Origin of the sequence: Pelagimonas sp., from assembly GCF_050633425.1 — a bacterium.
In the GTDB taxonomy this organism is placed as follows: Bacteria; Pseudomonadota; Alphaproteobacteria; order Rhodobacterales; family Rhodobacteraceae; genus Pelagimonas.
Genome location: NZ_JBOEGM010000039.1, coordinates 1 through 14,177, shown reverse-complemented (window position 1 = coordinate 14,177; position 14,177 = coordinate 1). Strand labels below are relative to the sequence as shown.

Genomic DNA, 14,177 nt, shown 5'->3' with positions numbered 1-14,177 from the left:
AAGCGAGGAAGATCCGATGGGCGTTGTCACCTGGATGGTTGAGACAACCGACAACTTTCTGGGCGACGCGGCCCAAACCACTTTTGGTAACGTCGCCGGTCAGCTTGGCGGCGTCATCGCCGTGGCTTCGACGCTCGCCGTGATCGGCATCTTCCTCAACATGGTGCTTCAGTACAAATCCATGGATGGGCGGACCGCGTTCTGGTTCGCCCTCAAGCTCATGCTGATCTCCCTCTTTGCGTTGAATTGGGTCCAATTCAACGCGATGGCCAGCGCCCTCATCAACGGGCTCGACCAGCTCGCAGGCGGCATGGTGGCAGGACTTGGCGGCGGCGGTGCAGGTGCGTCCTACTTTGCCGAGGCCTTCGACGATCTCATCGAAGAGTTCGGCGACTACCTGAACGCGGCCGGTGACAACATGCATTGGATGGCCGGAGCCCTGATCGGCGCGATCGGCGCTTTCCTCCTTGGTGTGATCGGCGCGCTCTGCGGGCTTGTCCTGATCTTCGCAAAGATCATGCTGGCCTTCATGATCGGTATCGCCCCAATCATGATCGCACTTTCGCTGTTCGATGTCAGCAAGGACTATTTCCATCGCTGGCTGTCCAGCACGGTATCCTATGCGCTCTACCCACTCGTGATTGCGGGGGTGTTTTCCACCGTAGTCGGAATGTCGCGCTCACTCATGACCGAACTCGGAGACCCCTCCGGCGCAAGCAACATCGGCGCGCTGGTCCCCTTCTTCATGATGATGTTTCTCGCAGGCGGCATGATCATCGCCACCCCGCTAATCGTCCGCTCAATCTCTGGCAATTTCATGATGGCCGGACCGCCAAGCATTCCGGGGCCCGGCGGCTTCGCCAAGGGATTGGTCGGCACCAAGGGGTCCCGGGCGCGAGCACGTTTTGGGACAAGGTCGAATGCTGAGATCGCTGGGGCTGGAATACGTCAGGCAGGTGGCGCGACCGTTTCGATGGTTCAGAGAGTTGCTGAACGGGCGAAGCGGTTGGAATAATGGTCATGGGGCAAGTTGGTCTTAGAACGCTACAGCCAGATTCCAGGATTTTGCGCGGCAGTCTCGTCATTGTTGCAGACTAAAGCTCTTTCAGTCGGGCATGTTTACGATCGCCACCCCATCGATACTGTCTCGCGCCAGTTCGACTAGATGTGCGTGGTGGGTGAAGAGGATTGCTTGTCCGTTCGCGCCGATCTCGGCACAGAGTTGCAAGGCCGCTCGTGCCCGCACATCGTCAAATGTCTCCATGATATCGTCCAGGACCATCGGCAGTGGGCCAGGGTCACGCGCAAAGCTGCGATATCCAGCAAGACGCAACGCAAAGTACAGCTGACCCATTGTGCCCGTCGACATCTGCTCCACAGGAACCGTGTTTCCATCTGGCTGAATACCGACGAGCTTTTCGCCTTCGGACTGTGTCCAGACATCAACACCGGTCCAGGCCGGGGAGGTCATGGTGACGAAAGCCTCTTCGACGTCGCGCAGCATGCTGCCGCGCCGCTCTGCCGCAAGGCGACGCAGCGCCCCTCGTGCCGCCAGCACTCCGAGTCTAGCCACAGCCGCCTGACGCGCGCCGCTCCGTAGCTCTTCCAGCAGTGTCGCTTGTTCGGTCGCGAGGTCGCTGCGGTCAGCGGCTTGAAAAGCTTCGCGATATAACCGGTCAGCTTCTCGCTGAGCGTCGCGGGCGGCGTCCCGGGTGAGCTGTGCGTCTTGCTGCGCCTGTTCCAGCTCTGTCGAGCGCGTTGCGTCAGGCATCCGATCTAGTTCCTCGGCGAAAAGAACGGCATCGACTCCTTCACGGGCTTTTTGGCGATCACGTGCCGCAGTTGCCTTTTCCGCTCGCAGACGATCACGTTCAACCAACTTTGCAACACGATCGCGAGGTATCAAGTCCTGACCACCTTGCCCTTCGAAACAAGATTCTAGGTGGGCGTTCGCATTCTGGAGCTCCGTCTCTGCGCGACGTTTGAAACGGTCAAGTTCATCCCGTCGCAGAACCGCCTCTTCCCGTTTTTCGTCTGCCCGCACGGCCAAAGCTTGACGCGAGCGAGCGCGGTCGATGATCTGGACAGGATCTGCATCGTTTTCAGGATCCCCCAAAATTCGGATCAAGCGCTCTGCGCTATCTGCCAGCGCAGCGATCGCTTGCTCCAAGGCCCCAATCCGCATTGAGAGCTTTCTATGCTCTCCATAAAGCTGCTGCAGGCTTCGAAGGTGCGGCAAAGCGGCTCGAATACCATCAAGCGAACAATCCGGCAACGGTAACGCAGAGGTTAATTGTTCAAGCTTTTTCAAAGCGAAGTCGAGATCGTCGCGCGCTTGCTCAGCCTTTTTTTCCAACTCAGCAATGGTCTTCTCACCATCCTGCCATTTGGCCCAAGCCTCGCGATCGCTTTTTTCCAACGTAAGCGCTCTCTGAATTTGAGTGGGCAGATCACCTTGCGCGGGATCATACCCAAGGGGACGCGCCGCTCCAGTCAACGCATCGCAAGCCTCAGCTTGTTGCACAAGACGGTCTTTCAACGCTCTTTCAGCATTGGAAACATCGGCCGCGGCTTCGGCAGCCGTCGTCAGAGCTTGTTGGCGAGCGTTGAAGGCCGAAACGGGCGTGCCTGCTTCAAACCCCAGTGCCAGCGCCAATCTTGAACAGCTTTCTGACAAGCGGTCATGTCTCACTTTCAAGTCGTCGTGACGGATCTTTGCAGTTTCATGCCGGGCTTCAGCGCTCCGCACCTGTCCCTGTGCGGCCAGCAGCCGCTGCCGAGCCTCAGCACCCGTAAGGTAATGAGCTCGGGCGCTGTCATCAGCGTACATCGCCTCCTCGAACTGGTCAGCCGTCTCACTTGTCAGATCGCCCCGATGCCGCTGCCATTCGAAATCACGCCGACGCCGCGTCTCTTCGGTCTTAATAATGTCAACGGCGTCAGGTGCGGCCTCGTGAGTAGTTAGATCCGCCCGCGCCTCCACCAACTCGGCTACACGGGCCTCGAGGTTTTTCCGGGCCGACGCAATATCGGCAGTTAGGGTTGCCCAATCCTGACTGACTTCGTCGAGCGTTTCTCGCGCAGGTAGGCCTGCTGCAACAAGGTCCATCCAAGACTGCGGCAGACCAACTGCGACTTTGGTCAGGCGCGCCAAGGCTTGGCCATGGGCAACTTCGAAAGCGGACATATCCGCCACGGCTTTCCATTTTTCGAAGGCGTGTTTCAGAGTCGTCAAATCTTGCGGCTCACAGGGCGCTTTGGCATGTTGTGCGAGAGCGACTTCAGTGGCCTCCTTTGCAGCACCGGCTGAAAGATTGGCCGTCAAGCACTCCTGGACTACGGTGGCGAGGTCCTCCAAATCATTTGCCTCTAAGGCGATTGTGGATGGCGGCGTATCCGGCACCTCGAGGAGAACCAAAACTTTGTCTATTTGCTGTCCGAGGTTATTCAAGTCTACGCGGCGACGGTCGAGGTCTGCCCGCGCGGTGCTCGCGCGCCCCAAAAGCGATGCACCATCAAAAGTTAGTTGATCAAGCCGTTCCAACTCTGCCGTCAAAGGCTGGGTCAAGTTGTCGATTGGGTGGTCTTCGATGATCTGATCTAGTTTGACGATTTCTTCTTCCGATTCAGCGACTCGGATCGACTGAGCCGCGATTTTCTCGACCAAGCCAGCGACACGCTCTGCCGCATCGGGAACAAGGTCGGGACCGCCGGGAAAATCGGCCAAGGCTTCGGTCAGTTGCCGCATCTTCTCAGTCTGATCATACCATAACTCCGCAGCCTTAGACGCTGCTTGTCGTTGATAAACTTGTCGAAGCTCAGCATCTGCAGTTTCGAAATCGGCTACTGTCCGGTCACGATCTTCGCGAAGTTTGCGCTCTCGCTCAGTCGTCAAGTGATCAGCACGCAAGTCGCGACCAATTTCTTTGAGGCGATCACTGCCGGTCTTCAATACCGTACCCCGACCGCGTTTCTTGTAAAATTTGTCTGCTCGCTCGGCCAAGGAATCCAGCGTTTGAGCCATCCCTGTCAGACCGGAGAGACCTGCATGCAGCAGTTGGCCAAGGTCACCCTGCGCTCCGGCTATCCGCTCGCCGCCTTCTCGCAGACCTTTCTCATTGAGTGAAAACCGTTCCTCATAGCTGTCTCGAGTAAGGCCGTGCAGAGCACCAGTCAAAATCGCCTCGTTGATTGGGCGTTCGTTCGAGTCCAGCAGTGATTGGGTTCTCTTACTGTTGCGACGCAATACTGTGGTTCCACGTTCAGGCAGATCAAGCTCTGCACCCACTACAAGATCACTTCGATCGAACCGGAAAGCGTAGGGATGTGCCCCGCCTTTGAAACCGAAAAGCAATTCCAGAAAACCATTGAAAGCGGTAGACTTGCCTGCCTCGTTCTGTCCGAAAACCACCGTTACATCAGGCTTCCCATCGGCCGATTTTGGAAAACAAATATCGGCATCTTTAAAGCGCCCATAACGGATAAGATCCAACCGGTTCAATCTCATTGGGAGGTACCCGCATGCAGAGTTAGAGAGACTTCTGCAATCGCTTCTTCGAGAAGCGCATCCAATCTCTCCTCAGCAACCTCGTCTGTGATTTCTGACGGCATAGCTAGACGCAGTTCTTCGAGCTGTTGGAGAGCGGCCTGTCGAAAACCATCTTCGGAGAATTCCACCTGCATCAAGCGAACCAAATCGTCAGTCTCGGCACTGGCTTGGCTGAGCAGAGGTGCCGATTTAACCTTGTCGAGGAATACACCATCAATACTGTCCAGGACTTCTGACGCCAGTTCTGCAACAAGCTCCGTGCCATATCGATCCGAGGTAGTGCTAAGGCGCATCGCCACATCGCGCCCAGGCACTTGCGCAGTCATCAATCCGTCACGCAATTTTCTAAGTACCTCTTGTTGGTCAGAACAGGCACTTAGGTCAAGAGAGCATTCGGAAAAGCCAAGTCGCCCAACCGCTCGGCGTTCAAATTCCGGGACCCCATCCCCCATCGAAACCAAGGTCACAGTTCCCCCGTGACGCTCGCCAAAATGACGCGGTTGCGGGATACCTGGCATAACCACCAGAACCGATCCATCCAATCGCTCAAACGGCGCGTGAATGTGCCCCAGACACCAAAGATCGAAACCGTGCCCCATCAGATCCTGTTCAGCGCAAGGCGCATAGGGATCATGACCTGGGGCACCATCTAGCGAGGTGTGCATAAGCCCAATATTTCGTTTTCCCGGAACTGGAACCGGATAGTCAGGTAGGAAGCTCTTCGACACATGCGCCTTATCGAAGGACAAACCATGGAACGCAGCATCACCGATTTCCACCGTGGGCGCGCCTTTGTGCAAAAGGTGGATGTTCGGTCCCAAGCCTCCATGTGCATTGTGATCCAAAAGCGCGTCGTGGTTGCCCCTGATCAGCACCGTGGCGACACCGGCTTCTGCGGCACGCGATAGTTGAGTAATCAAGAAGGCGCGGGACTTAAGATCCGGGTAGCCATTGTCAAAAACATCACCCGCCAGCACAAACGCATCGACCTGTTCCGATATCGCGAGGTCAACGATCTCGACAAAGGTATCACGGCTGACCTGCTTCAAGCGATCTCCCAGGTCTGGATTGCGTAGTGCTATAGATCTTATGGGGGATCCGAGGTGAGTGTCAGCTGAAACTAGTAGGCGCATAATTGTTCCGTCCGTATTCCGCGAATGGTGCGGCTCTTACCCCGATCCAACAGTTTCGCTGTTGGCCTGAAATCGTAGTGCCTCCCTCGCAAATAGGGGTAAGACCATCCAACTGTTCGAGATCGATCCCAATCAGCTTTCCGCACCAGTAAGAGCCTTGTAGTGCACTGGTGCAACGGTTTGGATCATCTCTAAGAGGTGCTTAATATTTGTCTGAGTTTCTCCAACCAATGCTGGGTCAAGGCCCGACATAGTCGGATGCGATAAGTCATTGGTATACTTATACAAAGATGACTTGACCTGCTCATCATAGTCAAGGTTCTCCAGCTTCTTGAAAAAAGACTTCCCGGTAGAATGCTGGTCTAGAAAGGTCTCTAGCACTTTTCTTGCTATGTTTGGGATTGGATATGACTGAGCAATCGTTCCATCTGAAACAAATTCCGCAAGAGTTCCAAACAGATATATATATTCGTTTCGGTTTTCTATGAGAACTTTATCCAACGGCTTAAGGTCAGTCTCTCTGGCACCAGGGCTGGTATTGGTGCAGTGCAGCATCCAATACGACTTATCTTTCTGATTTCCATAGGTAAACCATCCTAGAAGAAGCTTTAGGAACTCAAAATTGTGTGTCAAAAGAAAGACTTGCCGCGCATCTTTCACTGCACTCTTCAAATAGGAAAAGGCCTGATAAACTGAACTGGAGTCCAAACTGGAGATCGGATCGTCGATCACAACAATCCCATCTTCAAGGTCAAAATCTTGGTCATTCAAACCGACAACGAAATACAGGAAGGTGATGGCTGTTTTCTCGCCTTCACTTAGCCTCTTTGCCGCACGGCCAAAACGCATTACTCGATAACCCTCTCCTTCAGGTTCAAACCTTAGATCATCACGGCCCAAAAAAGAGGCCAATTTTTGAGATAAGTCAGCGGCCGCTTGATGGGAGTTTGATATTCTAGCTCGGTTGTCTTTGATGCGTGTCTCTAGATCCTTAGTACCCAGAGTGCTGTTCTTCGCATCACCGTCAGTGCACGCCTTAATCTCGCCATCCAAGACACTGATTTCATCTGAAACATCTTGAACATCTTGTTGGATCGCCGACAAGAAATGTGTTTCGATCTTCGAAAAATTGCTGTCGAGACGCTTCTGGTAATCATCAGTTTCTGCATTGTGGCGTCTGATAAGTGAGTTGAGTGCTTCTACTGCCGCATCCCAGGTTGAACTGCTGAGTGCGGGAATCGTCACCTCATAGCTCTCTGTACGCCTAGTGAGCTTGTCTTTAAGCGCTTCATCCATTTCTTTCAGGTTTGACAGTACCTGGGCTTGTTCTTCGGAAAGGACCTTTGAATTCTTTGAGAATTCTTCCTGAAGTTCAGGGTAAAGATTTTTTTCACTCAAGCCTTTAATACGTTCAATTTCGTCTCTGGCTGCACGAACTGAGGAAATCGCACTCTCGATCTCTAACTTTAGTTTACTATCAGATTCGTTGAAGTGTGCAGCTAATTCCGCTTCACGGTCCTCGGGGATTTTTTGCAGGCAGTACTCGCAAATCTGGTCATCTTTCCTATCGTGAAGATCTCTCCCACGTTCGACCCAATCCGCCAATTCTGGATTGGTTTTTATGCGCTCTATTGCAGCAGATGTTGCACTTTTTCGCCCGAGGTTTAGGATAACGTCTCTCAGCAGTTTTAGCGTTTCAAAGAGAGTTTGCTCACCTTTATGAGTTTCCATTTTAACAGCTGGAAACTCATGCAAACGGTCTAGAGCAGTCTGTTTCATTTCCGCAGACGTGACGGCCAACTCATCGATGGAAAGCTGCTTGGCACTGGACAATTCACCATAGGCTTTTTCTGCGTTCCGTTTGTTATAAGTCCTAGTGACGGCCCCTTTGGAGGCTTCGGTAATTTTGGGGGCCACATCGGTGAAGACCTTCCCCTTCTTTTTTACCAACTTATCTCTTTCAGACGACTTTTCCTCAAGCTGCTGTTTCAACAAGGCAAGCTGATCTTCGTCCGACTTCACAGTCTCAGCAAGTGCCTTATTTTCTTCACCTATGACATATATTGGATTGAGCGTGCCTTCGAGTTTGCCAATGTTGGCATCCACATACTCCGCATTGAATACTCTTATCTTGCGCGAGTAGGGGGCTCCCTGTTGAAAATCTCCGTCTTCGGTCTTGATCTTGTACTTGAGGTTGGGGAAACCTTCCGCTTGTCCCGTATTCAAGTCTGCAAAAAAACGGGACAGTGTCGTCTTTCCCGAGCCGTTGAGCCCGTAGATCAAGTTAAATCGCTTAAAGGGTTCCATCCCCACAGGCTTTTTGTAGTTTGAAAAAACGCCAAGATTTTCAATTTTCAAGAAGTGTTGGATCATCTAAATATTCCAAATACTCAAATTCTACGATGAAGTTCATTGTCACCTCTCACTATGTGTCAGCGGCCAGTGAACTGGCAACCGAAAACTCGCGCCAAAATTGTACCCCTGTTCATCAGCAGCAACCCCGAGAAAGTGTCTTCGATGACTTAAGACGCCATAGCTCACCAAACTGACTGTACATCGGGCCTGAGAGCTTCTGTGCAAAAAAGCCTCCCAGTCAAACTACCGGAACGCATCTTCAAAAAAACGATCCAACCTTTCTGTTCCAGACCGATAATCATCCAGACTAGCTTCATCACTGGACTGCGCGCCCCGCCCGTGAGACGCCAGTTCTTCGATCTCTTCGCGCCGTTCCCCACCAACTTTTGATCCCTCAGCAGCAACCACCTTAGGCACCTCAAGCGCACCAATCTTCACCTCCAGCGCCTTGATCTGCCCTTGCAGCCCGCGCATCTGGTCACCAGCTGACGGATATGGCAGATCGCCGGTTTGCTTGTCGAAGATCTGTTTAAAGAACCGATCCTCATAGTACTTGATCCGCTTAGCGCGGACAGGCATTTGCGCGTCGACGACCAACACGATGTCATCCAGATCCATGCGTCGAGCCTCATCCTCGGGTAGGAGCGCGGTTTCTTCAGTCCGTTCAGACATGCTGCGCCCCGCGAAAGGGTTTCGGCCGACGGAACGCGAGCGGGTCACAACGCGCTTGGTTGTTTTACCGACGGCTTTGCTAAGCTCTTCGATGGTCTTTTCATCTGAGGGGGTCAGATAGAGCTTAATGCCTGCGTTGCCCTGCAAAGCGCGGCGGGCATTTTCGCCGTAGATTTCATCTAGCGCCGGGATCGTCTGTGTGACAATCGCGAGGTTTGCCCGATATGATCGCAGGGTTTCGATGCTGTCTAGCACGATCGGCATTTTGCCCAAGCGATTGAACTCATCGAGCATGATCATCACCGGCCAGGGCTCATCCTTACCAGGTTCATGGTCCTGCAACGATGCCAGCAAGTCCGAGAAGAACAAGCGGATCAGTGGCGCAAGGGGTTTCACCATCAGCGGCTCGACCACGAGATAGACAGAAAACGGGGTTTTGCGGATGTCTCGGAAGTCAAAGTCTGAGGTTGCGGTTGCGCGGTCGATTGCAGGGTTCGACCATTGCTTGAGGCCCGAGGTCATCAGCAGCGACAGGTAGGACGTCAACGTATCGTTGTTGGTCGAGGACATGCGCATGAAGATCAGTTTGGCGGCTGGGTTGACCACCTCGTCGGCGCGGCGGCGATATTCCTTCTGCTTGTCGCCACCTGATGCGGTGATGCGGTAAATCTCACCGAGGGTCGGTCGCTTGCGCTCGAAAGCTAAAAGCCCTGCCGCCACGAATAGATCAATCCCGCCATCGAGGAGCCCTTGGACGCGATCGTTATCTGCTTGCAGGAACAACGAAGCCAAGAGTTGCAGCTCCATCTGCTGGCGGTCGACGTTTTCCAGCGCCGATATTCGCAGCAAGGGATTGTAGCGGTGCGAGCGGCCGTCCTTCCAATCAGTGGGCGCGAACCGAAAAACCTTGTCGCCCTGCAATGCTCTGTGACGCGCCGTCGCCTCGAAGTTTTCGCCCTTCACGTCGAGAACCACAGCACTGCCCTTATAGGTCAGTAGGTTCGGGATGACAAAACCCGTGGTCTTGCCGCGCCCGGTCGGAGCCACAATCAGGGCGTGGGGAAGGACTTTAGACATGACAAAGGGTCTGCGGCTCCGCGGCTTGCCCATTTTGCCGAGGACAAACCCGTGGCCAGGCTTGCCGAAAAAGCCGTTCCTCTTCATCTCGGACGTGTGTTGCCAATGGGTTTCCCCGAATTTGGTCAGCGCATCGTTCATCAAAACTGCGCTAAGCAAAACACCTCCCCCGGTGCAGATCCCGACAAGCAAGTGAACGATCTGCATATCGACCGGATGGGTCGTTCGGAGAACCCCATAGCTGCGTGCCAACATCAGAAAATCGATATCCGCCCCAACCCCGAACCAGCGGAACGTCAGAAAGGCCGACGCCAGAATATACCCCAGCACCGCGCCGAGAAGAGCAAAGCTCATGACGCCGAGTGCGATCCGTGCCTTACCCATGCGTCACGCCCTTTTCGCCATCGGCATCGACGTGCCGCTCACGTTGCAGGTCAATTTCTTCATTGGCGATCTCGTCGAGGACATGCTCCATCGCCACACTGTTTGCCAGCGCAACATCGCTCTGCAGATAGGCCTTGGCCGCATACAGCCGGTCAAGGCGATCGCTCATATGTTCCTCAAGCGTGGTCTCATCGCCGATCGCCAAGTCCGGGGTGCTTTCTTCACCGACCAGTTCCTCCAGCTCGGCACGCAAGGCCCCGCGTTCCAGATCACTGTGGAAAGGATCTGCGGTTGGGTCGTCCTTCATACGGCTCAGGATATCAACGGTGGTCGGCGGCAACCTGTCGGCTATGGCTTCCTGCCGGTCGGTTTCCACCGCCCCACTGTCTTTGAGAACCTCAGCATCTGCTAACAAACGGCCTAGATCACTGTGCACCTGGTCGAGGCGGTCAATCGCCTTCTCCAGCTCTTCGGCGCGTGACAGGTCAAAGCCCTCTTTGTCGGCAATCACTTTCAAATCCTGTCCGAGCCATTGCCGCTCCAGCGCGGCATTGCCCGCACCGATTTCGACGCGACGCGTCACATCCTGCGCATCAATGCCGGTGCCTTTCAAAGCCTGCTCAAGACGTTCGGCAAGCGCTGGATCCTGTAAGGCACCTTGGGCCTCGGCCTGAATGTTCGCGACCGAATAAATCCCGCTTTTGGACGCATCCTCAAGCAAGGTATGGGACTGGACTCCCATTGGGCTAAGATGTGACAAAGAGCGATAGATGTCGTTCAACTCGTGCTCGAGCGCCGCGCGCCGATCGACCGGCGCCTCAGAGACAATGCGCTCGGCTTGGTTGATCTTGTCGTGAAAGGCATCCACGACCTCATCAAACGAATGTTGTTCTTCGGCCATGCCATATACCTTTCCATCTGCTTCAATCGGTTTGCCTTGCGCCAAAAGCGTCGCGGCCTTGTCCAAGGCTGCTGCAATGTCATGCTGATTTTCGCGCGAGGCTTCGGCCGCCAATCCGCGATAGAGCCGCGCGTTCTGCGCCACTTCAGCCAACGCGCGGTCCAACTCTGGCCCCATGCGCTCGCGCTCAGTCAGCCTCTGGTCCGAGGCTTCCGCGCGACGCTGGTCTACATCGCTTGGCCTCTTCGTCGTGACCCCACGCTCAAGCTTTCGGGTCGCCTCGAGCCGCAGCCCATACCGGTCCGACACCTCGACCATCGCCTCGCGGAAACTGTCGTAGTTGAAGTGGTGCCCTTCTTTCAGGAAGAAGAACTCGCCGTCCTTGCTGCGCCGGTTCAGAACGATATGCGCGTGCGGGTGGTCCCGGTCCTCATGCACGGCCGCGACATAGTCAAAGTGGCTGCCTTCACCCAGAAAGAACCGCTCGCAAATCTCGCGCGTGATCTCGGCGACCTCCTCGCCACGTGTGCCAATCGGGAAAGCCATCAGGAGATGAGAAGTGTGCCCCAGCTTGGGATGAAACCCCTCATTCCATTGGGCTGAAAACCGGCGCGTGACCTGCTCGATCTCTTTGGCCGACAGGACGCTTTGGCCGTCGTATGTGCCACGGCTGTCGATGATAAAGCTCGACTTGGTGGCCAGGTATTCCAGCTGGTTGCGCAGCTGCGTTTTGTTGTGTGTGCCGCCATCGCGAATGGCTTTGAAGATCGCGGGTGAATGCCCCATGGCAGCGCGCGCCATTTGCTTGGCACGGGTACGCGGCACGCTTCCACGAATGCGGCTCCAGTCGCGATCAAAGAAGGCCTCCTGCGCGTCAGCAACTGCGCTATTGCGGGCCATCGGCAAAGCCTCCCAGAACGCGGGCAACCTCGCCAGACAACGCGCTTCGACGACGCTGCGCCATGTCCTGAACCTGGTCCGCGATGTCGAAGATCAGCCCGGCCAAAGCACGAACCTGGCCATGGGCAGAGTTGCCATAGGGCGGCGTTTTTTCCTGGCGTTTTGCCTCGTTCAGGCGCTGTGCAATCTGGTTGATGTTGTTGCCTGTGCGATTGAGCGAGGCCGACAGCCCCTGCATCTGGTTCGCCAGTTCATCGTCGGGAACAAACAGATCGTTCGACGCATAGATCAGCCGCCGCAACCCCTCCGCCCTGCTGGCGATATCATACCGCGTCAGCACGGAATCAAAGCTTGCCAGCTCCTTAGGCGACAGCCGGACATTCACCAGCTCGGAGCGCACGCGCGCATCTAGCTTGCGGCTTTGATCGGTCTTCAAGGTGTAGAAGATACTGCGGGTCGTGACGCCGAATTCGCGCGCCAGATCCTTGATCGGCACCCCCTCGGCACGCTTGCGCACGATGGCAAAACGCTGGTTCTGCGTCAGTCGCTTGTGCCGTGGTGCGCGCGCTCGGCCCATGTGAAGTAATCACCCCTATTTCTTGCCAGCATCATACAGGCAGCCCTGTTATGGCATTTCGCCATAATTGATTCAATATTATAATATTGTGTCAGCTGCCTGTATCCCGTTTGGAGCAGCCATAGGCTGCGACCGCCGGGCAAAGCCCGGCCGTACTTTGCCCAAGCTGAAAAATGATGTGCTGCTCAATGGGGCGGCTTCTTGTGCCAAAAGCAAATCGACGCGATAGTGACGCAACAATTCTTAGAAGAAATTCAGCTCGGCAATAAGACTGGCAAAGGCCAGATTCGGTGGATCAATGAACGACGAACTCCCCTCATTTTCAGAGCGGCATGGCTATGAGCCGGATGCAGCAGAAATCACCATCAGAGAGGATGCACCCGAAGCCTTGCGCGTCGGCTTGATCTCCTTGGCCCTCCGTTCGGGACTATCATCAGACACGATCCGAGAAGTCGTGTGCCAGGTGCTGCTGAAAAGGCCGGATCCCAACAACTGGTCAAAGTCGAATGTCGATTTTGAAATCGCCAACCTCATCGACGACGCTAGCTGGTACAGAGTGTACGATGTTGCGGAACAGCTGCATCGCAAGTTGGGACCAAACCAATTCGCGGGGTATGAAAGTCCTGAAGCCCAAAGATTTGAGCAAGGGTTCAACCAGCTTTGTCGAGAACATGGTATCGGTTGGAAGATGGAAAACGGCGGCATCTTTGCCAGAGGTGGCGAAGGTTTCGAGCTAGCGGTCCAGCAAGCTAAGCAAACAATGAAGGACCACGGCAACAACACAGCCCGCGAAGAATTGCACGAGGCACTACAAGACATTTCTCGAAGACCCAAAGCCGACGTAACTGGGGCGATACAACATGCCATGGCGGCACTCGAATGTGTTGCACGCGATGTGGGTCAAACAAAAGAGACACTTGGCAGAGCAGTAAAATCACTACATCTACCAAGCCCTCTAGACGCCACTGTTGGGCAGTTGTGGGGGTTTTCGTCAAATCAGGGACGTCACCTTCTAGAAGGAAACGAACCTGATTTTGATGAAGCCGAACTGGTAGTCGGGCTCGCCGCCTCGCTAAGCGTCTACATTCTACGCAAAGGCAAAGGACCTAATAGCTAAACCTCTGCGCAACGTCATCGCAGCGCCTCCTCAAGGATTGCGAGAGCGCCAAGACAATCGTCGATATAGGGCTGCTCCTCACCCTCCATATCGTTCAGTTCCAGCCGGTGCAACACCGCGTAAAGCGTGGCGCGCGCCTCACGGGCGGCGCTTCGCAAGCTCACCGTGTCTTCCAGACGTGCGGTCGCAAAGTCATCGCTGTGATAATCAGGGGTCATGCTGCCACCTCCTTGCTCTGACTTGCTGCTTGCAAAACAAAATCGGCTGCCTTCTGCGCCTCAGACGCCGCGCGAAAAATCGCCCGTTTGTCCTCTTTGAGCGCTTTCAACCAGCCTTCAACATAGGCGGCGCTTTGGTCGAATTCCGGCGCAACGCCAATCTGAGCACCAAGGAAACAAGCGCCAATTTCTGCGACCAGCTCTTCAAAGGCATAGGCCTCGCGGTTCGCAAATTTCTTGATCCGCTCCAGCCGCCTTTCGCTGCCGGTCCAATGGATTTTATGCCGATGTCGG

10 protein-coding genes are annotated in these 14,177 nt (G+C 54.8%); 2 read left to right on the top strand and 8 right to left on the bottom strand.

Annotation, left to right across the window (positions count from 1 at the left end):
• Positions 1-16: 16 nt before the first annotated feature.
• Positions 17-1,015 (top strand): type IV secretion system protein, encoded by a 999-nt coding sequence (locus ACRBB0_RS24705; RefSeq protein WP_431377150.1) that lies wholly within the window; start codon positions 17-19, stop codon positions 1,013-1,015.
• A 90-nt stretch (positions 1,016-1,105) separates the two neighbouring features.
• On the opposite strand, the gene ACRBB0_RS24700 is transcribed toward ACRBB0_RS24705, so the two are convergent.
• The 6 genes from ACRBB0_RS24700 to ACRBB0_RS24675 form a co-directional block, all read right to left on the bottom strand.
• Positions 1,106-4,507: an AAA family ATPase gene (locus tag ACRBB0_RS24700; RefSeq protein WP_431377149.1), complete on the bottom strand. Its 3,402-nt coding sequence runs from the start codon at positions 4,505-4,507 to the stop codon at positions 1,106-1,108.
• Positions 4,504-5,682 carry a metallophosphoesterase family protein gene (locus ACRBB0_RS24695; protein WP_431377148.1) on the bottom strand — a complete coding sequence of 393 codons (1,179 nt, stop codon included), beginning with the start codon at positions 5,680-5,682 and terminating at the stop codon, positions 4,504-4,506. Before ACRBB0_RS24695 ends, ACRBB0_RS24700 begins: the two co-directional genes overlap by 4 nt.
• A 132-nt stretch (positions 5,683-5,814) precedes the next feature.
• Positions 5,815-8,055, bottom strand: coding sequence for an AAA family ATPase (locus ACRBB0_RS24690; RefSeq protein ID WP_431377147.1), 2,241 nt, complete (start codon positions 8,053-8,055; stop codon positions 5,815-5,817).
• A gap of 225 nt (positions 8,056-8,280) precedes the next feature.
• Positions 8,281-10,170: a type IV secretory system conjugative DNA transfer family protein gene (locus tag ACRBB0_RS24685; protein WP_431377146.1), complete on the bottom strand. Its 1,890-nt coding sequence runs from the start codon at positions 10,168-10,170 to the stop codon at positions 8,281-8,283.
• Complete coding sequence (locus ACRBB0_RS24680; protein ID WP_431377145.1) at positions 10,163-11,971, bottom strand: relaxase/mobilization nuclease domain-containing protein; 1,809 nt, start codon at positions 11,969-11,971, stop codon at positions 10,163-10,165. The genes ACRBB0_RS24685 and ACRBB0_RS24680 overlap by 8 nt, the downstream gene beginning before the upstream one ends.
• Complete coding sequence (locus ACRBB0_RS24675; protein ID WP_431377144.1) at positions 11,958-12,548, bottom strand: hypothetical protein; 591 nt, start codon at positions 12,546-12,548, stop codon at positions 11,958-11,960. The genes ACRBB0_RS24680 and ACRBB0_RS24675 overlap by 14 nt, the downstream gene beginning before the upstream one ends.
• A 298-nt stretch (positions 12,549-12,846) precedes the next feature.
• Between ACRBB0_RS24675 and ACRBB0_RS24670 the strand changes: the two genes are divergently transcribed.
• Positions 12,847-13,665, top strand: a complete 819-nt coding sequence (locus tag ACRBB0_RS24670) for an AbiJ-NTD4 domain-containing protein (RefSeq protein ID WP_431377143.1) — start codon at positions 12,847-12,849, stop codon at positions 13,663-13,665.
• A 14-nt stretch (positions 13,666-13,679) separates the two neighbouring features.
• Here the strand turns inward: ACRBB0_RS24670 and ACRBB0_RS24665 are convergent, their stop codons facing one another.
• Together ACRBB0_RS24665 and ACRBB0_RS24660 are read right to left on the bottom strand one after the other, a co-directional pair.
• Complete coding sequence (locus ACRBB0_RS24665) at positions 13,680-13,883, bottom strand: hypothetical protein (protein WP_431377142.1); 204 nt, start codon at positions 13,881-13,883, stop codon at positions 13,680-13,682.
• Positions 13,880-14,177, bottom strand: a 298-nt coding sequence (locus ACRBB0_RS24660) for a zincin-like metallopeptidase domain-containing protein (protein ID WP_431377141.1), incomplete at its 5' end; no start/stop codon positions are given. The genes ACRBB0_RS24660 and ACRBB0_RS24665, both read right to left, overlap by 4 nt.

Bases quoted from the DNA above. Each gene is read 5' to 3' on its own strand.
- ACRBB0_RS24705 (WP_431377150.1), top strand. From the start codon at position 17: ATGGGCGTTGTCACCTGGATGGTTGAGACAACCGACAACTTTCTGGGC.
- ACRBB0_RS24700 (WP_431377149.1), bottom strand. From the start codon at position 4,507: ATGAGATTGAACCGGTTGGATCTTATCCGTTATGGGCGCTTTAAAGAT.
- ACRBB0_RS24695 (WP_431377148.1), bottom strand. From the start codon at position 5,682: ATGCGCCTACTAGTTTCAGCTGACACTCACCTCGGATCCCCCATAAGA.
- ACRBB0_RS24690 (WP_431377147.1), bottom strand. From the start codon at position 8,055: ATGATCCAACACTTCTTGAAAATTGAAAATCTTGGCGTTTTTTCAAAC.
- ACRBB0_RS24685 (WP_431377146.1), bottom strand. From the start codon at position 10,170: ATGGGTAAGGCACGGATCGCACTCGGCGTCATGAGCTTTGCTCTTCTC.
- ACRBB0_RS24680 (WP_431377145.1), bottom strand. From the start codon at position 11,971: ATGGCCCGCAATAGCGCAGTTGCTGACGCGCAGGAGGCCTTCTTTGAT.
- ACRBB0_RS24675 (WP_431377144.1), bottom strand. From the start codon at position 12,548: ATGGGCCGAGCGCGCGCACCACGGCACAAGCGACTGACGCAGAACCAG.
- ACRBB0_RS24670 (WP_431377143.1), top strand. From the start codon at position 12,847: ATGAACGACGAACTCCCCTCATTTTCAGAGCGGCATGGCTATGAGCCG.
- ACRBB0_RS24665 (WP_431377142.1), bottom strand. From the start codon at position 13,883: ATGACCCCTGATTATCACAGCGATGACTTTGCGACCGCACGTCTGGAA.